The sequence below is a fragment of the Psychromonas ingrahamii 37 genome (genome assembly GCF_000015285.1).
GTDB classification, from domain to species: Bacteria; Pseudomonadota; Gammaproteobacteria; order Enterobacterales; family Psychromonadaceae; genus Psychromonas; species Psychromonas ingrahamii.
Genome location: NC_008709.1, coordinates 4,093,521 through 4,115,361, shown reverse-complemented (window position 1 = coordinate 4,115,361; position 21,841 = coordinate 4,093,521). Strand labels below are relative to the sequence as shown.

Sequence of the window (21,841 nt, the reverse complement as noted above, 5' to 3'; positions counted from 1 at the left end):
GAGTACAGAAAAATGAGGAAAAAAAAACAAGGCATTTTTATCTGGTTAGTACTGTGCTGCAGTGTTCTGACAGCGAGTGTCAGTGCTGAGAATTTCAGCACTCGTCCGCAAGCTAAGCCAGATAAACCTTGGCGTATCGCATACTATCAGGGCGGTGAGTACGTATCTTATTATGATTATTTGTATGCAACGGCCAAAGGTCTGAGCCAGTTAGGTTGGATTGAACCATTTTATCTACCTGACTTTCCCAATAAAGATACCCGCAAATTGTGGCAGTGGTTGTCGAATAATATTAACAGCGAGTATTTGGAGTTTGTTGCTGATGGTTACTTTTCAGCCGGCTGGGACGAGATTGTTCGGAAAAAAGTGCGTAACAGCCTGATCGCAAGGTTCAATCATAGCAAGGATATTGATATGGTGTTTGCTGTTGGGACTTGGGCAGGGCAGGATCTGGCCAATAATCTTCATCATGTACCTACTGTTGTAATTTCTACTTCTGATCCCCTGCGTTCAGGCATTATTCATACATCTGATGATTCTGGTTATGATCATGTCTTTGCCAGTTACGATCCTAGTCTTCTATCACAACAGATACAGGTTTTTCATGAGCTGATCGAATTTAAAAAATTGGGCGTGCTTTATGAAAATACCCTCAGTGGCAGAAGCTATGCGGGTATGGATTTGATTGAACAGGTCTCGGCTGAACTGGAATTTGAAATAGTGCCTTGTTATACCCAAAGTGATATTGCCGATCAACAGCGGGCGGATCAGAGTGTTCTAGAGTGCTTCAATAAACTGGCACAGAAAGTTGATGCTATTTTTGTTTCTGCTCAAGGGGGAGTAAACGCTAAAAGCATTCCCAAGCTTGTAAAGATTGCTAATCGCTACGGTATTCCAACATTCGCACAGAATGGAGAACAGGAAGTGCGTTATGGCTTACTGTTAAGTCTGATCCCGCGCTCGGGAATCGGACCTGAAGGGCTGTTTGTGGCTGATAATGTTGGGAAAATCATTAACGGCGCTATACCGCACAATTTGAAACAGCGCTTTGAAGGGTCCTTCAGTGTGGTCATGAATATGAAAACCGCGGAAAAAATAGGTCTGTATGTCAATGCCGACCTGCTTGCTGCAGCGGATAAATTATACTGGCAGATTGAGATTCCACAATGATCTTTACTTCGCTGAAATTTAAGGTGGTGGCGCTGATTCTGCTGGTGCTGGTGATCACTTCTGCGGCTACTTTGTACTTTACTCAACGTGATGTCGGCAGCGCTATGCTTCGGGCGGAGCAGTCATCGGCTGAAAATGTGCTGCAACTGGCTGAACTGAATATTCGCAGTAGTTACGATCAGCTAATCAGTGACAAAATTGAGCTGTTAACACAGTTAAAAAAAGAGATGGTACAGACTGCAAAAGTAAGCAATTCTGTGCTGCACGAATTTATGCTGCTGAGTCAAGGTGGCCGTTTGTCAAAAGAGGAAGCGCAGCAAAGAGCAAAGCGCTGGTTGTCTAAAGTTGATTACCCTAGCGGTGACATTTTTCTGTTTGATCACAAGGGTACTATCCTTTCCTCTAGTCAATCTAAGCTCAATGGGGTGGCTATTACTGATATTCGGGACGTTAAAGGGCGTTTGATTTATGACGCGATGCGGGACGATCAGTTAGAACCGCGCGGCGATACGGCGATATTTTCCTGGCAGAAACCTTGGCAGACAAAACCGAGTCAATTTATGGGACAGTTTCTGCCCGTTAATGGTTGGTCCTGGACCTTGGCTGTGGTTGTCAATTTTGATAATGTTGAGCAGGAAAGCCAGCGTAAGATGGACAGTATTATTGCCACCCTGACCCAAACCTTTACTAAGATTCAGATAGCAAAAACTGGCTATGCTTTTCTCTTTGATGGTGATAAAAAAATTCTTATTGCCCCTCCGGAAGATAACTTAGATAACTTAGATAACTTAGATAAGTTTAAAGATACCTCCGGGTGGCTGCCCCGATACAGCAGCGTACTGGATAAAATTATTGCCGTAAATGGCAAAAATAAGAGCGCCATCAGTTATAACGATCCCTTTTCCGGTGATCGTGAGGTAGAAGTTTTCACCAGCTACTTTAAAGCATTCGACTGGTATCTGGGGGTGGTCGTTCCGATGGCCGAAATCAAAGCGCCGGGTAAAAACCTTATCAAGCGGCAGAGTATTATTATTGCCCTGATTTCTCTGGTAGGTTTAGCTGCCGCACTGCTTTTAGTGTTTCGAATCTCCCGTCCGCTGAACACCCTGGCATCTTATGCTAAGGCATTACCAACCCAGGATTTCAGTCAGCAAAACCCTGACACCATAAAAATCAAACGTTTGGCGATGAAATATAGTGATGAAGTGGGGCGTCTGGCGGAGTCTTTTGTCTTTATGGAAGCCTCTATTCGCAAGAATATCCAGCAGGCACTGCATGAAAAAGAGATCGCAGTGAAGGCCAGCCAGGCTAAAAGTGAATTTTTGGCGACCATGAGTCATGAGATTCGCACCCCAATGAACGGCGTACTGGGTATGACTGAGCTGGTACTGGAAACCGAACTAAGTAGCGAACAGCGTCGTTTTATGGAAATGATCAAATCCTCCGGCTTCGGATTGCTGGATATTATTAATGATATTCTGGATTTTTCTAAAATTGAGGCGGGTAAACTGCAGCTGGACAACCATCCTATGCAATTACAGGAGCTGATTAAGCATTTGGTTACTTCGCTTAGCCCTCTGGCTAAGAAAAAAGGATTACAACTAAATTATAATTTGCCCCAGGAAATGGATACCTGGGTGCTTGGCGATAGGATTCGCTTGCGGCAGGTCTTAACTAATCTGATTAGTAATGCTATTAAGTTTACCCAGCGTGGTGAAGTTTTGGTGTCTGCGGTCATTTTTGAACAGTCGGCGACGGCGTTATCATTGCAGATCAGGGTGCGGGATAGTGGCATAGGTATTGCGCCTGAGAATCAGGATAAAATTTTTGAGTCATTCTCTCAGGCTGACAGTTCAACCACCCGTAATTATGGTGGTACCGGATTAGGTTTGGCTATATCCAAACAGCTGATAGAAATGATGGGTGGAAGTATAGGCTTTAGTAGTGAGTTAGGTCAGGGAACGACCTTCTGGTTTGACCTTAAGTTAAAGCCTACTGAGCAGATTTTGAGTGATGAAACTTTGCCCGTAAGCACCCTTGAGCAACAACAGATAACACTGCAGGGTAAGATACTGTTGGTGGAAGATCATCCGGTTAATCAGGAATTCGCCATGCAGATTTTGAGTGGTTTAGGTGTTGATCTGCATTTAGCCGGGAATGGTGTCGAAGCACTGAAGCAATTAAAGGAACAAAACTATGATCTGGTGTTGATGGATTGCCAGATGCCGGTGATGGATGGTTATCGGGCAACGGAGTTAATCCGTCAGAAAGAGCAGGAAAACGGATCGCCGCGCCTACCAATTATTGCCCTTACCGCAAACGCAATGATCGAGGACCGGCAGCGCTGCATCAGTGCCGGTATGGATGATTATCTGTCCAAGCCATTTAATAAAGCGCAAATTGTAGTCCTGCTGCAGCGCTGGCTTTCTGCTGATTCAGGCTTGATGGCGGTTGTTGAGCCTGAAATGGCTGTTGAGAAAGCAACGGCGACGAAGGTTATTGAGCCTGAAATAGCTGTGTCAAATGAACCGCTGTTGCCTGCAATTATTGCGCAGCTTCAGGAGATGGATGATAACGACGGTTTCTTTAATCGTATTGTTGATGCTTATCTGGAAAAATCCCCTGCCGATATCGAACAGTTAAATCAGGGGCTCGCGCGCTCCGATCCTGAAGCACTGCGCAAGGCGGCCCATAGTTTCAAATCCAGTAGCTATAATCTGGGTGCTCATAAGCTGGCTGAATTGTGTAAAACGCTGGAAAAAAGGGTGCGGGATAAAGATCTTGAGGAGGCTGCATCGCTGTGCGTAAGTATTGATGGAGAATATCAACGGGTCAGGATGGCATTAATTAAAATTAAAGAGAATAATAATGCAGAAAATTCAGATGAACAGTGGAGCCATTAAATTGACCAGAGTATTAGTGGTTGATGATGATATCACCGCCCGGCTTATGGCCCGTCAGGCGTTGGGCAAAGAAAACTTTGCTGTTATAGAAGCTGAAGATGGCTTTGCTGCATTAGCGTTATTTGAGGCGGTACAGCCGGATATTGTGCTGCTGGATGTCGAAATGCCGGGCATGAATGGTTTTGAAGTCTGCAGACAACTGCGCCGTTTTCCCTGCGGTAAATTAGTACCGATACTGATGGCAACCGGACAGGATGATCTGGATTCGGTACGTCAGGCTTATGAAGCGGGTGCCACCGATTTTGTCACTAAACCGTTTAATTGGAAGATTCTGGCACACCGATTACGCTACATGGTAAGGGCCAGTGATATTACCGAACAGTTAGAGGAATTGCAGAAAAGTGAATCACGCTTAGGTAATGCTCAGCGTATCGCTCGCCTGGGTAATTGGGAGTGGGACCTTAAGAGTAATGAAATTTACTGGTCAGAACAGCTTTATCATATGCTGTGGTTACGTCGCGGCGTTGCTAAACCAAGCTTTCGCGGTTTTATCAGCAGACTGCCTCATGGCGAACGAAAAGATTTCATGGGCTGGATTCAGGGTCTGCGGCATGGTGCCAAGGAAGAACAACGAGGCGGCTGGAATCATAGTCTTAATCAAGCTGACGGCAGTCGCCTGAATGTGCAGCATCAGGCTGAAGTGTTCTATGACGAAAACGGTGCTGCCAAGGTGGTATCGGGTACCGTGGTTGACGTGACTGAATTGACACAAGCACAAGACCAAATTCTTCAGCTGGCTCACTTTGATAGCCTTACCGGATTGGCTAACCGCAATGCCTTTCGGAAACGGGTCGAGCTAGCGATGGAACGGGCAAAACAGTATGGTCACCTTGGGGCGGTTTTATTTCTGGATCTGGATAACTTTAAAAGAATTAACGATACCCTTGGACACAGCATCGGTGATCAACTTTTACAAGAAGTGGCCAGACGTTTAACCGACATTGTTCGCGGTAGTGATAGTATCTGCGGTACGAATTTTAACCATGCAATAGATGATAATCTGATTTCCCGTCTTGGTGGTGATGAATTTACAGTATTATTGCCTGAGATCGGAAAAATAAAAGATGCGGAACATGCTGCCAGAAGAGTGCTTAATTCGATCGGGGACATTATTAATCTTTCTGGTCATGACATTGTTGTCACCCCGAGCATTGGTATAGCGATCTTCCCGCATCATGGTGAAAATGTTGATAGCCTGCTTAAAAATGCTGATGCTGCTATGTATTACGTTAAGCGTGCGGGCAAGAATGACTATGAACTGTTTGTTAACTCCATGAATGTTGTGGCGAAACGTCGCCTGGAACTGGAAAGTTTTTTACGGCATGCTATTGATAATAAAGAACTTTCGGTCAACTACCAGCCGCAAATTGATATTCCGACTGGGCGTATTATTGGTGCCGAAGCCCTGCTCCGTTGGAATAGTGCTGAACTTGGAATGGTTTCTCCGGTTGAATTTATTCCGATCGCGGAGGAGACCGGATTAATTTCACCAATTGGCGAGTGGGTGCTCAGAGAAGCGTGTCGTCAGGTTAAAGAATGGCGAGATGATGGCTTGCCTGAGATTCAGATTGCAGTGAATATATCAGTGCAGCAGTTCGCTAAACAGAGTCTTGATAAATTGGTATCAAAAGTGTTGTTAGAGACGGGTCTGCCAGTTCATTGTCTGGAGCTTGAGATCACTGAGAATATGTTGATGGACGATGTCGAAGGTGCTGTTGAGACCTTACATAAACTGAAAGATTTAGGTATCAATCTGGCGATAGATGACTTTGGCACCGGCTATTCAAGCCTGAGTTATCTGAAACGTTTCCCGATCGATAAGCTTAAAATTGACCGCTCCTTTATTACCTATGTGACCACTGAACCTAGCGATGCCGCGGTCACTCAGGCGATTATTTCAATGGCACATAATTTGGGGTTAACGGTGATAGCGGAAGGTGTGGAAGAGGCATCTCAACTGGAATTTTTACGTCAGCATCATTGCGAAGAAATGCAGGGCTATTATTTTAGCAGACCGCTGATTGCATCGGATATGGAAGCTTTGTTGCGCAGCCATAAAGGCTCGCCAAAGATTTGATATTGCAGAAACGAATAGAAAGAAGCAGCTGACTAGGCTCAGCAATACCTTCCTCGAAGTGAAATAGGCAAAGGTGTTATAGTTTCGATTATTTTTTCGTTTCTGTATAACGCACTCATTCTTGATCCAACCTGAATCCGGTCAATCACTTTATTTTCATTGCCTACTTCTTGAGTGTAAAAGTAACAAATTGAGGATTATGATCCGATGTTTTAGTTGCCCAGTTTTCGCTATCTACCACCCGTAACCCGCGATAATAAATATGATCCAGGGGCTTTCCAAAAACAGTAGTACGTCGATCATTTTCAAATAATACCTCTTGAAAATCCGCTTGTTGTAATATTTTAGCAACCTGCTCTAAGCGAGGAGCAGACCAAGTATTAAAATCGCCACTGAATATTACCGGACCGGCATGAGATTTGATCAGTGTTAAGTAAGGTTGTATCTGATCAACAAGGGGGGCGGCGGTAAAAGTGAAATTCACACCATGAATATTGATAAGTAATAATGAATCCGGGAGGTTATCTAAGGGATAGATGGTTGCTAATCCTGTTTTTGGGATAATTGTCCAAGGCTCACCAAAGCGTGTGCCGCAAACATAACTTGGTCTAACTTTACTGAGTGTATTCACCCCATAGACAACATTCTGATACTGGAATGCGTTATTTTGAAAATAAAAAAAGCTGTTAATCCTGCTGAAATTTATAAATGCGGGCGAATATTTTATCTCCTGCAGAGTAAGCAGATCAGATTTTTGACTCCATTTTTGCAGCGTTTTTTGCCAGTTTATATTTTGTTGTTTGAAGATATTCCAATTCAACAGGGTAAAGGGAAGTCCGAGTTTTTGTGTTAAACCGGAAGCCGGTTTGACTGCCGTAAGTTCAGGGCAGCTTTGTAAATAAAGCTGTTCATTATTATCCGATACGGTTAAATACTGCGGTGATTTGGGGAAAGTCGCTAATACTCCGATCAGGATAATCACAATGGGTAAATAGACTGTCAGTATCACTTTTGTAGAGAGAAGTGTGAGATTGCGTTTCATCTATTCATCTTCTTATTGATGGCGAGGGATTATACGGTTATATTAGGCATTCTGTTCATTAATATTTAAGTCATCATTATGCCATTAGAAAGAACACTTTCAATCATTAAACCCGACGCCGTAGGTAAACACCTTACTGGTAGAATTTTAGCGCGTTTTGAACGTGCTGGCTTACAGCCTGTTGCTATAAAAATGGTTCGCCTAACCAGTGAGCAAGCTGAGGCTTTTTATGCAGAGCATAAAGGCCGAGAGTTTTACCAACCATTAATTGATTTTATGACTTCCGGGCCGATGGTCGTGCAGGTTTTACAAGCTGAAAATGCAATCAATCTGTATCGTGAAATGATCGGAAAAACCGATCCTACGCAAGCGGCTGCCGGTACTATTCGTGCTGATTTTGCTGAATCTACCCGCTGTAATGCAGTGCATGGATCCGATAGCCCCGCTTCTGCGGCAAAAGAAATCGCCTTCTTTTTTAGCGATGATGAAATATGCCCACCAGCAGCAGATTAAAATGAGTGAAAGCTGGGTAATTTTATGAATGATATTGTCATCTTGTTAGAGTATTCCCCTCCATACCTTTACGGGATAGTCACTATTCTGGGCTTGTTGATAGGTTCATTTTTAAATGTTGTTATCTATCGTTTGCCTGTGATGATGGAGCGGGAATGGAAAGCGGAATGTGCGGACTCTTTTCCCGATGTCAATATCAATATTGAGCCAGATACCTTTAATCTTGTCTTACCTCATTCGCGTTGTCCAAGCTGTCATCATTTGATAGGTCCAACGGAAAATATCCCGGTGATCAGCTGGTTGTTACAAAAGGGACGCTGTAAGCATTGTAGCTGTAAAATCAGCAAACGTTATCCAAGTATTGAATTATTAACCGCTATGCTGTCCTTGGCTGTTGCTTATCTGGTACCGTTTGGCTGGCCATTATTATTTGCTTTAGTCTTTACCTGGGTATTAATCAGCCTGACTTTTATTGATTTTGATACGATGTTATTACCCGATAACCTGACGCTGCCGTTATTGTGGTTAGGTCTATTAATCAATATTTCCGGCACTTTTACCGATATAAGCAGTGCGGTATTAGGCGCCATCTTTGGTTATTTAACACTTTGGTCTATCTATTGGGGATTTAAAATTGTCACCGGCAAAGAGGGAATGGGATATGGTGATTTTAAATTATTGGCGGCTTTAGGGGCGTGGTTCGGCTGGCAGGCATTACCGCTTATTATTTTACTTTCTTCTTTTTCCGGGGCAATTATCGGTATTGCCATTATGTTAGCCTCCAAGGATAAACAGAGTCGGCCAATGCCCTTTGGTCCCTATCTTGCCGTTGCGGGGTGGTTATTTCTGGTTTACGGGGATAGGTTAACTGAAATCTATTATTCACTGGTTTTATAATGTCAAATGACAAGACATTGACGGCGCAGCAACACAATGATCAAAAATGGATGGCCTACGCGCTCTCTTTAGCAGATAAAGCCGAATCGTTCGGTGAGATCCCGGTTGGCGCGGTGATTGTTAAAGACAATAAAATAGTGGCGGAAGGTTGGAATTTATCCATTATTAATCATAATGCCTGTGCTCATGCGGAGATTATGGCAATACAAAGTGCGGGTCAAAAAATTCAAAATTACCGTTTAATTGACTGTACGTTATATGTCACCCTAGAGCCCTGCGCGATGTGTGCGGGTGCATTAGTGCATGCGCGCATTAAGCGTCTTGTTTATGGTGCCGGTGATTATAAAACCGGTGCTGCGGGTTCGGTATTTAACCTTGTGCAGAGTGAACAGTTAAATCATCAGCTGGAGGTAACTGCCGGTGTTTTTGCAGAAGAAAGTGCCACAAAAATAAGTGCTTTTTTTAAGCGCCGCCGTTTAGAAAAAAAACAGTTGAAGAAGCAATTAATTGATTCTACTCTGCCCGCTTAAAAATGAATTATCGAGTGAGTGGAGCCTGAAAACAGTTAACTTTGTATAGAAGCGAACTGTTGATACCATTCAACTTCACTGATTAAATCTTGCGTCGATTCTAACTGGTCAATAAAGGTTAAGCCGTTCAAATGATCTAATTCGTGCTGAAAAATACGGGCAATAAACCCCGTTAATTCCTGCTGCTGTTTATTACCTTGTTGATCAACATAACGGACAGTGATTTGGCTATGCCTTGGTACTAAACCGCGCATACTAGGTACACTTAAACAGCCTTCCCAGCCTTTCACTTTGTCACTGGAATAATGCAATATTTCAGGGTTAATGATCGCTGTTGGTGCCATTAATGGCGCGTCCGGGTAACGAGCATTGGGTTTAGAACACATAATAAACATGCGCACACTATGATGAATTTGTGGTGCTGCAATACCGACACCACCGGCTTCTGATACAGCGAACATCATTTGATTAATTAATTGCTGACATTCATCGGCAAGCACATTTTCAACCTCAGTCGCTCTTTGTCTTAATACTGGATGGCCCAATTGAGCAATGGGATATGACTTGTTTTTAGTTTGATTCATTTCGCTTTAGTCTTTTCTCTTAATCGTTACTTCAATATTTTTACTCTCGCCCGCAAACCATTTTTGAACGTAGATAGATCCTAAAACAGGTGGCAACCCGTCTTCAGGTACTTCTTTATAGCGAATGCTGTTTTTATTGTGCTTTTCAAATTCGAATTGAATTACTTTCTCAGACATAACTAATTCACCCTTTATTTAACATTTCACTGCATTGTATAAGTGTTCATAAATAAATTCTAGTATTCAAGGTTTGTCAGTCCGTTGTTAATGAATATATCTATTTTATTGATAGCTGATAAAGGCCAAGCTCAAGGGGACTCGCATTTATTTTACTGTGGTGGCTAAGTAGATCAGCTTATGGTTTCTAAATTTATTTTAGGGGGCGTCTATACATCGCCGCCATACATCCCCCTTAGATAATGATGAAAACTTAATTAAGTCTTCCTTGCAACTATTCTGACACTGCGGGACAGCCATAAAATACGGATATTTTCGAAGGAGAATAACAAATTATGAATTCTATAAAGTATCGTCACAATCACAACATAATAAGAAAAAACGTCCTATTCAAATCCGCATTTTTTTTGTAAATGGCTTGTATGCTTCCTATACTCTTTACACTACTGGAGGATAAATTATGAAAAAACGAGATCAACGCGGCGATACACCATCCCTGGATATCAATGATCAGCTGAAGGTGAAAGAGATTGCTCACCCTTTTAGATTTGAAAAGTACAGCAAAGAAAATGAACTCACAGAATTGATTGTTGAGGCGGTAAATCGAATGGGCGGTTCGGGTGAATTGGCTGAAGAAAAATATCGCTTATGTGTTGACAAGTTATGCCGAAAATCGAAGCTCACCTCCCAAATTATCCAGGAAGAATACTTTGATTTGGCAGAAGATGCTTATCTTGATCGATGGGGATTGACTATGCTTGCTGTTGAGCTTCAGGATCAAAATGGATTGGCATTTTTTGATAAGATTTTGGCCGAAGAGATTCCAGAAGAAAAAAGTAAAGACCCTCATAGTTTTACCTCGGTTGGAGAGGAAGTGATGATACGTACTACCGCGATAGAAGGACTGGAACGGTTGGCGGCTAATGGCAATGATGATGCGATTAAAGTTTTGTTCGGTAATATTAGTCATGAAGTTTTTTCAGTCCGTCGCGCCGCCACTCAAGCATTGTTAGCTGTTGGTGGTGAAAATATGCTGGAGAAACTCAAGAGCGAGTTACCCAAGCGGCATCATGATCTGTTAAAGATTAAGCGCACTGATGTTCGTAATGCAGAGCAGGCAGAAGGGGGATTATTTATTAGGAATCAGGATGATAGCGATATCCCTGCACCAAAAAGTGACTCGTCAGCTAAACATTGTCGCGACTGATCTGTTTTTTGAAAAACGGTTAACATTAAAACTAACTAAGGAGTAATACCATGGCTTCCTGTACCTACTCTGTACCAAATATGAATACTTCTGGTGATAATCTTTATGGTCCGCATATTTGTTACCAGCCTTTTATTGATTACGCCTGGAACGTCTACGGGTTTAGTGGCAATAAGAATTATTGGGACGACGGCTTTGGCTGGCATGACCCTTGCAATAGTACTAAACCGTTGGCGCGTGCCTTTAACGCTTGCTGGTTGTTAACCTATTCAGCCAATGATTATACCAACGACAGCTGGAGTTCACCGATCCTCAATTGGGGACGCCGATATGTGCGAAATAATATTGATGATCTTCGCGCTAAGTGTGGTGACGGCTCCGCGATAGCGGCTTCTTTTTCAGGATTTTTTGTTAACGATAGAGTGGAACTCTATCTTGGTTTTTTCTATTCAAAAGATGTACCCGGGCGTGCAGAAACGCTGTTACATGAGTCTCGCCATCAAGGTGGGAAGTCGCATAATGCAAATTTTCCATCGGGTTCAGTGTTTGGTTCTGGTAGCGGGGCAGACTCAAGCTGGGGTTATAATGGTGCATGGATGTACGGCGCTCTTTATTTGTGGTGGTTTTTTGCGGCGGGTGCGAGAACAACATCGGCTATGCGCCAAAGAGCACGTCAACGTGGTAACTTAGTCATTGATAATGCCTTTGCCAGTCATCCGGGATACAGTATTTAATCGTAAATCATTTGTAATTTTAGGCTGTTGATTTTCTAAAAGGCTGTTAAACCTATAAATCAGTCAAGGAAAGCCTCTTTATCAGAGATCCATGCGTTAATGGATCCGCATATTGTCTTTTACCTTTGACTATATACCCATAAAGCTAAAGTCTTGGCGTTATGGCATATCTATTTAAAGGAGAAATAGGATTTTACGCTCGCTAGCGGGAGCATTTTAGGATTAGCTGGCGGTTGCTTATACCCATGATACTTCAAGATGCAAAGTCAGCAAGAAAAATTGTGCTGAGATGCTAGGCATAAAATTGAAGTATAGTTATTCTACATAGCGACTTTATAACAACGCAGATTGGCACAATTTTCCTTGCCCTACGGGGCGCTAGCTCGAAAACCAGCGCTGCGTTGCACCAATCGGAAAGGGAATAACCATTACCTCATGTTGCGTCTTACTCTGGTCTCCGAGCTTGCGCCTGACAAAGCATCTGAAGTAACATGGGTATATGTGCAGAAGAGGTTTACCGGTAACAGCAAAAACAGTCAGTGACCCTAACAGTAACTCTGGAGAAAAAGATTAACAGCTCTTTTATTTAGGCCCAAACTACCTGAATCTGAATCTTCAAGTAGTTTAGGTCTGAAGGGCCCGCCGCAGCGCTGACATTATTCAGCTTCTCTGTTTTTACTTGCCTGTTATTTGCTGACCGCGGTTATATCTGCTGTCGCGACTTCCGTCTCCTGCACTTCTTTGGTCTCTGCCTGTTTCTTTTCTTGAGCTGCCGGCTCCTGTTCAGCTGCCGGCTCCTGTTCAGTTGCTGGTTCCTGTTCCGCTGTCGGTTCCTGTTCAGCTGCAAGTAGGGCTTTAGCCCCCAGTTCCTGCTCATCCTCCAGTTTGGCTTTAGCCACTAGTTCTTGTTCAGCCTCCTGCTTGGCTTTTGCGGCCAGTTCGATTTTTTGTTCAGCCTCCTGCTTGGCTTTTGCGGCCAGTTCGATTTTTTGTTCAGCCTCCTGCTTAGCTTTTGCGGCCAGTTCGATTTTTTGTTCAGCCTCCTGCTTGGCTTTTGCGGCCAGTTCGATTTGTTGTTCAGCTTCCAATTTGGCTTTTGCGGCCAGTTCGATTTGTTGTTCAACTTCCAGCTTAACTTTTGCGGCCAGTTCGATTTGTTGTTCAGCTTCTAGCTTGGCTTTTTCTGCCAGTTCAATTTTTTGTTCAGACTCCTGCTCGGCTTTTTCTGCCAGTCTACTTTTTTGCTGCGCCTCCTGCTTGGCTTTTTCTGCCAGTCTGCTTTTTTGCTGCGCCTCCTGCTCGGCTTTTTCTGCCAGTTCGATTTTTTGCTGCGCTTCCAGCTTGGCTTTTTCTGCTGGACTACTTTTTTGTTCAGCTTCGAGCTTGGCTTTTGCTGCCCGTTTTTGTTCAGCTGCAAGCTTGGCTTGTACTGCCAGTTCGATTTTTTGTTCAGCCTCCTGTTTTGTTCTCTCGGCAATAAACCAGGTTAATGTTTTTAAATATTGACGGATATTGTTGACATAATGTTGGGCTTCCCGCCCACGCGCATAACCGTATCTAGATTGGCTATACCATTTTTTTTCATGAAGCAGTGGCAAGTTTGCTTTAACATCTGACCATGCATCAGGATTTTGTTTTTTCTTCAGAGTGATCCGCCGGGCATCCATTACATGCCCGTAACCAAGGTTATAACTGGCTAATGCAAACCAGATTTTTTCATCATCAGGAATACTATTGGGCAGACGTTTAATGAGCTTTGTTAGATAGTCAGCACCTCCCTTGATACTTTGAGCGGGATCTAATCTGTTTTTTATACCTATATAATCTGCCGTATCAAGGGTTAACATCATCATGCCGCGAACACCTGTGGGTGATTCGGCTTTTGGATCCCAATGCGATTCCTGATAACTGACCGCGGCGAGTAATAACCAATCCACTTCAGATGTGGCATGTTTTTTAAATAAACTTTCAAATTCAGGCAGGATGCTTTGGTTGCGTCGTAAAAATACTTTTGTATCAACAAAATCAAACTGCCTGACGTGACCAAAATATTTTTCTTCAAGCTTGGCGATGGTCTGGTCATTGTATCTGTTACCCATAAATTCAATGATCGCAGAGTACAGCGTATCATCCTGGTGACGCTTCAATAACCAGGCGACGGGTTGCTTTTTCGAGATCGTAAAGGCTTCTGTTAAAACCGGATAATAAAGTTGTTTTTGCGCCAGTGTCGAGCTGTCGACAATGGCAAAGGTAATCTCTTCTTCGGCGACTTTTCGCAGTAAAGTCTCCTGATCTGCATTTTCTAAGATGTTCACTTCAAGTTCAGGCATTGCGCTTAACAATTTGTCCAGTGTTTCCTCATGGCTGCTATCTTTAAGAACAAAGACAGGGGCATTAATGTCTGTTGCTTCCCGAGGACGATAACTGCCCTTGCGATAAACTAATTTTTGAGATGCAAAATAATAAGGAGGGGAGCTGCGATATTTTTGCGCTCTTTTAGGGGTTAATGTCAGTCCCGCAGCGAGAAAATCCACTTTATTATTATCTAAAGCCTTAAATAACGCTTCGAATGTCGCGTATTCTTTGATGGTTAATTTAACGTTCAGCTCATCAGCGAGCTGTTTGCCCAGTTCATAGTCAAAACCGCTGTAAACACTGCCGTCAAAACTATAAGTCAGGGATCCATTGATCGTGCCCATCATAATATCACCCCGCTTTTGAATATTTTCTAAGTGAGTGGTCTGTAAAAAAGGGTTGCAGGCAGTTAGTAAGAACAATAAAAAACTAAAAGAGAGCCATGCTATTGATTGCTTGAATTTTATAAAAGGCATCTTTAGATCCATATAATGATTTTTGAGTGGAGTCGTCTGGATTTCCAGGTGAATGTTGCGAAGATAACATTATCAAAAATAAATTAAGTTCGACTATAGAGGGTTTCTATTTAATATAAAATGCTTTATGCATATAATACGGCTATTAATACCAATTATGTCAAATAGGTCTGGATGTGAAGGCAATTCTATTATAGGAAGAGCCTAACTGTAACACTTTTTCGTTGTAATTGGCGTAACCCAAGTTCATTTATCTATCTTATGAGAGAAATTACCTATGGAAATTTTGCGTGGGGCTCCCGCCTTATCGACATTTCGTGTTAATCAGTTATTAAAAAACTGTGAGGCATTAAATCTACCTGTAAAAGATATATATGCGGAATATATGCATGCAGCTGATTTAACTGAGACTTTAAATGACCAAGAGTTAGTGGTACTGCAAAAACTATTAACTTACGGGCCTAAAATTGCAGAGCATGAGCCGCTAGGTAAGTTACTGTTTGTTACACCTCGTCCGGGCACCATTTCACCCTGGTCCTCAAAAGCGACTAATATCGCCCATAACTGTGGACTTGCAAAAGTGGCACGGTTAGAGCGTGGTATTGCTTATTACGTTGAAACGACGTCGGCACTCACCAATGATCAAGTTAAAACATTATCTGCTTTATTGCACGATCGTATGATGGAAGTTGTGCTGAGTTCATTTGACGATGCCAACACCTTGTTTGTAAAAGGGTCTCCCGCTAAAATGAACAGTGTTGATGTATTAGGCGGTGGGCGCGGTGCCCTTGAAGTTGCCAATAAAAGCTTGGGCCTTGCATTGGCCAATGATGAGATTGACTATCTGGTAGAAAATTTTATTAAATTGGGTCGTAATCCCAATGATATTGAATTAATGATGTTTGCACAGGCAAACTCCGAGCATTGCCGTCATAAAATATTTAATGCAGATTGGACTATTGATGGCATAAAACAGCCTAAATCTCTGTTCAAAATGATCCGTAATACGCACGAAAAAATGCCTGATTTTGTATTATCTGCCTACAAAGATAATGCAGCGGTAATGGCCGGAGAAAAAGCGGGTCGTTTCTTTCCCAGTGTTGATGAGCGCGAATATGGCTATCACCATGAATATATCGATATTCTGATGAAAGTTGAAACCCATAACCATCCAACGGCTATCTCTCCCTTCCCCGGCGCTGCAACAGGCTCCGGTGGTGAGATTCGTGATGAGGGCGCAACGGGGATCGGATCGAAACCAAAAGCAGGTTTAGTGGGTTTCTCTGTTTCCAACTTGCGTATTCCTGAATTCGAACAACCTTGGGAAACGGATTTTGGTAAACCGGCGCGTATTGTTTCGGCATTAGATATTATGCTCGAGGCACCGCTAGGAGGCGCTGCATTTAATAACGAATTTGGTCGCCCTAATATCCTCGGTTATTTCCGTACCTATGAAGAGCAGGTCGAAAGCCATAACGGTTTAGAGATTCGAGGTTACCACAAACCTATTATGTTAGCGGGCGGTCTGGGTAATATCCGCCGCAGCCATGTGGAGAAAAAAGAGGTGCCGGTCGGTGCAAAATTAATCGTCTTAGGTGGCCCTGCAATGAACATTGGTTTAGGCGGTGGTGCTGCTTCCTCAATGGATTCAGGTTCTTCTTCAGAAGCCTTAGATTTTGCTTCTGTGCAGCGCGAAAATCCGGAGATGGAACGCCGTTGTCAGGAAGTTATCGACCGTTGCTGGCAGATGGGTGAAGATAATCCAATCCAATTTATTCACGACGTTGGGGCGGGCGGTCTTTCTAATGCGATGCCTGAACTGGTTAATGATGCCGGTCGTGGTGGTAAATTTAATTTACGTGCTATTGCTAACGATGAAAAAAGCATGGCGCCTCACGAAATCTGGTGTAATGAATCTCAAGAACGTTATGTGTTGGCCGTTAAACCTGCAAACCTCGCCGTCTTTGAAGCTATCTGTCGACGTGAGCGTGCTGAATATGCGGTTATTGGTGATGCCACAAAAGAAATGCAGCTAACTCTGCATGATTCAGAATTTGATAACTATCCAATCGATATGCCGCTTGAAGTGTTATTAGGTAAAGCGCCTAAAATGCATCGTGAAGCGACCACCCAAACCGCACGGGGTGAAGCCCTGGATTTATCGGGTGCAAGTCTTAAGGATGCGGCTGAGCGTCTGCTGCGCTTGCCGTCGATTGCCGAAAAAACATTTTTAATCACTATTGGCGACCGCAGTGTGACAGGTCTTGTTGCTCGTGACCAAATGGTTGGGCCCTGGCAGGTGCCGGTGGCTGACTGTGCGGTAACAGCCGCGAGTTACGATACTTACTTTGGCGAGTCAATGGCCATTGGGGAGCGTGCACCTGTTGCTCTGCTTAACTTTGCAGCTTCAGCACGTTTAGCCGTGGCAGAATCAATCACTAATATCGCTTGTTCTGATATTGGCGATTTTAAACGTATTAAACTCTCTGCTAACTGGATGTCGGCAACGGGTCACCCCGGCGAGGATGCGGGTTTATATGCTGCTGTTAAAGCGATTGGTGAAGAGCTTTGTCCTGAGCTGGAATTGGCTATTCCAGTGGGTAAAGATTCAATGTCGATGAAAACACGCTGGCAGGAAGGGGATATCGATAAAGAAGTTATCTCTCCTCTGTCCTTAATTATTACCGCATTTGGTGCAGTCAAAGATATTCGTAATACGGTCACTCCGCAGTTGTGTACTGAACATGAGGATAGCAGCCTTATCCTGATTGATTTAGGTAACGGTCTAAACCGCCTGGGTGGTTCATCACTGGCACAGGTTTATAAACAACTGGGTGATACGACCCCCGATGTTGAGAGTCCCGGACAGCTAAAAGGGTTCTTTAATGCACTGCAAACCTTAGTGGCAGAGCGTAAGTTGCTTGCTTACCACGACCGCAGTGATGGTGGTTTATTCTCGACCATTACAGAAATGGCCTTTGCCGGGCATTGCGGTGTGACGGTTAGATTGGATCAGCTTGGCAGTGATGATTTTGGTGCGCTTTATAGTGAAGAATTGGGAGCTGTTATTCAGGTGCGCGCTGAAGATAAAGAAGCGGTATTAAATACTCTAGCAGGCCATGGTTTGGCGTCAAATTCAATGGTCATTGGTAAGCTTAATAATAGCGATCAAATCGAATTTACCCGTGATGGAAATGACGTGCTGGTCGGTTCACGTACCGAATTCCGCGGAATTTGGGCAGAAACCACTCATAAAATGCAGGCGTTACGTGATAACCCTGAATGTGCCTTACAGGAGTTTGAGCAAAAATTAGATGATAATGACCCCGGTTTAAGTGCGAACTTAACCTTTGATATTAATGAAGATGTTGCAGCTCCCTATATAGCAACGGGTGTGTTACCGCGCATGGCTATTTTGCGGGAGCAGGGAGTCAATTCACAGCAGGAGATGGGGGCTGCTTTTAATCGTGCTGGTTTCTCGGCGATAGATGTTCATATGACCGATATTTTATCGGGTGATGTGCAGCTTGCTGACTTTGCAGGTTTAGTTGCTTGTGGTGGTTTCTCTTACGGTGATGTATTAGGGGCGGGAGAAGGTTGGGCTAAATCAATTTTGTTTAATGCTCGAGCACGGGATCAATTTCAGACATTCTTTGAGCGTCAGAGCTCCTTTTCCTTAGGTGTATGCAATGGTTGCCAGATGTTATCAAACCTCAATGAATTAATTCCAGGTTCTGATTTATGGCCGCGTTTTGTGCGTAATAACTCAGAACGTTTTGAAGCACGATTCAGCCTTGTTGAAGTGCAAAAAAGTAATTCATTATTTTTAAATGAGATGGCGGGTTCAACGATGCCGATTGCTGTTTCACATGGGGAAGGCCGTGTTGAAGTCAGAGATCAAGCGCATTTAAAGGCCATTGAAGCAAGTGGCTCAGTCGCCCTGCGCTTTATTAATAACTATGGTGAGCATACCGAGCAATATCCTGCTAACCCGAATGGATCGCCCAATGGTATTACGGGTCTGACCTCTAAGGATGGTCGTGTTACGCTTATGATGCCTCACCCTGAGCGAGTCTTTAGAACGGTTGCAAATTCCTGGCACCCCGACGAGTGGCAGGAAGATAGCCCATGGATGCGGATTTTTAGAAATGCGCGTAAGCAGTTAGCTTAAACAAAAACCAACCTAACTGCACAGAAAACAAAAGGGAGAACTTAAGTTCTCTCTTTTGCACTTGCATTAGACTTTACTTATTGATTTAATGGTGATTGTTTTTTTTAGTAAGGTTTTTTTTGTCTAATTCTATTGGAAATGTATTATATCTGGGGCAAAATCTTCCCCTTGCTGAGGCATTTTTTAACTCATTTGCTGCAGATAAAAAAACAGATAACTATCAAGTTTTTCATTTAGTGAGTGGAGAGAAACTCTTCCTGACCTTATCGGAAAATAGCGTTAGCCACCTTATTTCAGAAATCCCCATTAATTTAGAAATAAAAGATAAAATCAAAGCAGATTTTCCTCTATTAAAGACAACCTACCTGAATCCAGATGACCAACCCAAAGAGACCGGATTATCCGTTGACCTTGAAAATATTTTTACTGATGAGGTTCAAGTCGTCTTAGAGTCTCTTAGTATTCCTATCTATTTTAAAAATAAACAAGCGCAATATTTAGCCTGTAATCGCCATTTTTCGGAGCTGCTTGGCCTAACACCGAATCAAGTTATTGGAAAAAAATTAGCTGATCTATTGGATTCCCCCTTAACGGATGCTATCGGCAAAATAGATCAAAAAATGTTTATTGAGCATCAAGTTTGTTTACATGAATACACTTGGACTAATCCGGTGGGTGAACAGTGTGATCTTCTCTTTCATAAAGAGTGCGCCGCTAGCAGCGACATTCAAAGTGGACTTGTTTTTGATATCACCGAGCTTAATAAGTCACAATCTTTATTAGAAAAAGAGCGTGTCATGCTGCGTACGACTGCTGATACTTCTCGGGACATTATCTTTTTTAGAGACTTAGAGGGGCTATTGTTAAGTTGTAATAAGCAGTATGAAAAATTTACTGGTGGTTTGGAAAAGGATCTTGTGGGCAAAACTGTGTTTGCCTTTCTTCCATTAGATGAAGCAATATTAGCGGCACAACGAGACAAATATATTATAAAAAATAATAAGCCTTATACATGGAAGGGTTTTTTTACAGCGCACAATAATGAATGTTATTTTTTTGAAATAAAAAAATCACCTATTCAGGATAAAGATGGAAATGTACAAGGGGTCGCAACGGTTGGACGGAATCTGACCGAGCAGCTAAGAATGCAGAAGCGTCTTCAAATTACCGATGTTGTATTCGAACACAGTAGAGAAGCGCTGATCGTGACCGACGGCGATGGTCACATCATTTCAGCCAATGATCATGCCTGTTTTCTTTTTGGCTATAGTAAAGACCAGCTGTTAGCGGAAGAGATTAATTTATTGGCTTCTGATAACTATAATGATGAGTATTATAAAAATATTGAGCAGATTTTAGAGACAGAGAGTTTCTGGCAGGGAGATATTACCTATCGCACTAAGAATGGTAGTGTTTATTATGCCTGGTTAGAGGTCTATGCGGTCGAACACGTAGAGGAAAACAGCGTTGACCGAGTCTATTCTTATACGGATTTAACGCACTTTCAAGTAACAGATAAAAAAATTAGCTTTTTATCAAAACAGGATCCGTTAACTGGATTACGTAATCGAATTTCACTGTTTAGCCGGCTGGAAGATATAATAACATGCGCCAATTATCTGCACAGCGCAGTGGCGGTGATGTTAATTGATATTGATGATTTTAAGGCGATTAATGATAACTATGGTCATAATGCCGGTGATAAGGTTTTAAAGGAGGTTGCTGAGCGTCTAACAAGCTGTGTTTCCGGAAAAGATACCTTGGGTCGTTATGGTAATGACCAATTTATTATTATTATCGACGAATTAGTCAATGAATTCGATGCTGCTATGGTTGCGAATAAAATAGCCGAGCAGTTTAGCCGCGCGTTTCTTATAGAAAACAGTTATACAAATCTTAGCGCAAGTATTGGTATCAGTCTTTCCCCTGATGATGGGATGGAGGCTAGTACCCTGTTTCTAAATGCTGAAGATGCGATGCAGCGTGGAAAAAGCGACAGAAGCGCAGCATTCAATTTTTATACCGCCAGCTTGACGGTTGGTTTGAATAAAGAGTTTGCATTAGAACAAGAGTTACAGCAGGCATTATTGTCAGAGCAGTTTGTTATGTATTATCAGCCGCAATATGATTTTAATAACCGTCAAATTGTTGCGCTGGAAGGTTTACTGCATTGGCACCACCCCAAGCGTGGAATATTAACGCTGGAGCGCTTTTTGAGTGTGGCTGAAGGGAGTCATTTATTAGTTCCCATAGGTTGGGAAATAATTCATAAAGCTGCTTTACAAGCGGTTATCTGGGAAAAATCGGAGATTAAATTTGGCCGGATTGCGGTTAATCTATTCACTATACAATTATCACAAATTAGTTTTATTGCCGAGCTGCAAACAATTTTAAAAGAAACCGGCTGTTCAACCGGGCAGCTTGAATTTTTAGTGGATAAGACTGTTCTGCAGCACGCCTCAACAGATATTCTGTCGAATTTGGATAATCTTAATAAAATGGGCATTACATTAACCATAACAAATTTAGGCATAGACGCTAATGTTATTGATTTAATTCATCGCCTGGGTGTTCAAAACTTAAAAATATCAGACTCGCAGATTAACAGTGGATCAGGAATTTTGGCGAGTGAGCTACAATTACAATGCTTTAAATTTTTTGCCCGCAGTTTAAGTCTTAATGTCGTTAGTGATGGTCTCGATAATGCCGAACAAGCAAGCTTTGTTCAGGAAAAAGTGATGAGTACCCCTGAAGCCACCTTTTACCTGCGTTGTAATAAACGCAAATAATCATTGCTTTTAAAATTCACTTTCCAGTTTGATTGCTTGCGGTGGTTTGTCTGCTAGGGGGTAGTGAAGGTTAGACTTATTTGTTGTTTTAAATGCGATAACAGATTCAACTATGTCGGATTCAACTATGTCAGATTTAACTATGCTGATTGCTAT

The 21,841-nt window shown here is 42.7% G+C and carries 14 protein-coding genes; 10 read left to right on the top strand and 4 right to left on the bottom strand.

All coding sequences use genetic code 11. From position 1 onward, the window contains the following. The first annotated feature begins 12 nt into the window (after positions 1-12). From PING_RS17175 to PING_RS17165, 3 genes are read left to right on the top strand one after another with little or no spacing between them, the layout of a single operon-like run. A complete protein-coding gene (locus PING_RS17175) occupies positions 13-1,170 on the top strand; it encodes an ABC transporter substrate-binding protein (protein ID WP_011771569.1) in 1,158 nt (385 codons plus the stop codon). Continuing rightward, positions 1,167-4,073 carry a cache domain-containing protein gene (locus tag PING_RS17170; RefSeq protein ID WP_011771568.1) on the top strand — a complete coding sequence of 969 codons (2,907 nt, stop codon included), beginning with the start codon at positions 1,167-1,169 and terminating at the stop codon, positions 4,071-4,073. Before PING_RS17175 ends, PING_RS17170 begins: the two co-directional genes overlap by 4 nt. Beyond that, the gene (locus PING_RS17165; protein ID WP_041766659.1) at positions 4,039-6,210 is read left to right on the top strand and encodes a putative bifunctional diguanylate cyclase/phosphodiesterase; all 2,172 of its coding nucleotides are present in this window, start codon (positions 4,039-4,041) and stop codon (positions 6,208-6,210) included. Before PING_RS17170 ends, PING_RS17165 begins: the two co-directional genes overlap by 35 nt. A gap of 163 nt (positions 6,211-6,373) precedes the next feature. Here the strand turns inward: PING_RS17165 and PING_RS17160 are convergent, their stop codons facing one another. Further along, a complete protein-coding gene (locus PING_RS17160) occupies positions 6,374-7,252 on the bottom strand; it encodes an endonuclease/exonuclease/phosphatase family protein (protein ID WP_011771566.1) in 879 nt (292 codons plus the stop codon). 78 nt (positions 7,253-7,330) lie between these two features. On the opposite strand from PING_RS17160, the gene ndk reads away from it, so the two are divergent. Genes ndk through tadA form a run of 3 tightly spaced genes read left to right on the top strand, consistent with a single transcriptional unit; the run spans position 7,331 to position 9,192 of the window. Further along, positions 7,331-7,765 (top strand): nucleoside-diphosphate kinase, encoded by a 435-nt coding sequence (ndk, locus tag PING_RS17155; protein ID WP_011771565.1) that lies wholly within the window; start codon positions 7,331-7,333, stop codon positions 7,763-7,765. Positions 7,766-7,789: 24 nt separating this feature from the next. Further along, entirely contained in the window at positions 7,790-8,662 is an 873-nt protein-coding gene (locus PING_RS17150) for a prepilin peptidase (RefSeq protein ID WP_011771564.1), read from the top strand. Next, positions 8,662-9,192 carry a tRNA adenosine(34) deaminase TadA gene (gene tadA / locus PING_RS17145; RefSeq protein WP_011771563.1) on the top strand — a complete coding sequence of 177 codons (531 nt, stop codon included), beginning with the start codon at positions 8,662-8,664 and terminating at the stop codon, positions 9,190-9,192. The genes PING_RS17150 and tadA overlap by 1 nt, the downstream gene beginning before the upstream one ends. Positions 9,193-9,227: 35 nt before the next feature. Here tadA and def read toward each other — a convergent pair whose 3' ends face one another. Continuing rightward, on the bottom strand, positions 9,228-9,776 hold the full coding sequence (def, locus tag PING_RS17140; protein WP_011771562.1) for a peptide deformylase: 549 nt from the start codon (positions 9,774-9,776) through the stop codon (positions 9,228-9,230). A 6-nt stretch (positions 9,777-9,782) separates the two neighbouring features. Then, the gene (locus PING_RS21155; protein WP_011771561.1) at positions 9,783-9,953 is read right to left on the bottom strand and encodes a hypothetical protein; all 171 of its coding nucleotides are present in this window, start codon (positions 9,951-9,953) and stop codon (positions 9,783-9,785) included. A gap of 460 nt (positions 9,954-10,413) precedes the next feature. Between PING_RS21155 and PING_RS17135 the strand changes: the two genes are divergently transcribed. Together PING_RS17135 and PING_RS17130 are read left to right on the top strand one after the other, a co-directional pair. Beyond that, a complete protein-coding gene (locus PING_RS17135) occupies positions 10,414-11,160 on the top strand; it encodes a HEAT repeat domain-containing protein (protein WP_011771560.1) in 747 nt (248 codons plus the stop codon). Positions 11,161-11,210: 50 nt separating this feature from the next. Continuing rightward, positions 11,211-11,894 (top strand): hypothetical protein, encoded by a 684-nt coding sequence (locus tag PING_RS17130; protein WP_011771559.1) that lies wholly within the window; start codon positions 11,211-11,213, stop codon positions 11,892-11,894. A gap of 686 nt (positions 11,895-12,580) precedes the next feature. Here the strand turns inward: PING_RS17130 and mltF are convergent. Then, entirely contained in the window at positions 12,581-14,725 is a 2,145-nt protein-coding gene (gene mltF, locus PING_RS17125) for a membrane-bound lytic murein transglycosylase MltF (RefSeq protein WP_157035399.1), read from the bottom strand. A 277-nt stretch (positions 14,726-15,002) separates the two neighbouring features. On the opposite strand from mltF, the gene purL reads away from it, so the two are divergent. Both purL and PING_RS17115 read left to right on the top strand, forming a co-directional pair. Continuing rightward, complete coding sequence (gene purL / locus PING_RS17120; RefSeq protein WP_011771557.1) at positions 15,003-18,896, top strand: phosphoribosylformylglycinamidine synthase; 3,894 nt, start codon at positions 15,003-15,005, stop codon at positions 18,894-18,896. A 119-nt stretch (positions 18,897-19,015) separates the two neighbouring features. Continuing rightward, complete coding sequence (locus PING_RS17115) at positions 19,016-21,685, top strand: sensor domain-containing protein (RefSeq protein WP_011771556.1); 2,670 nt, start codon at positions 19,016-19,018, stop codon at positions 21,683-21,685. The last annotated feature ends 156 nt before the right edge of the window (positions 21,686-21,841 follow it).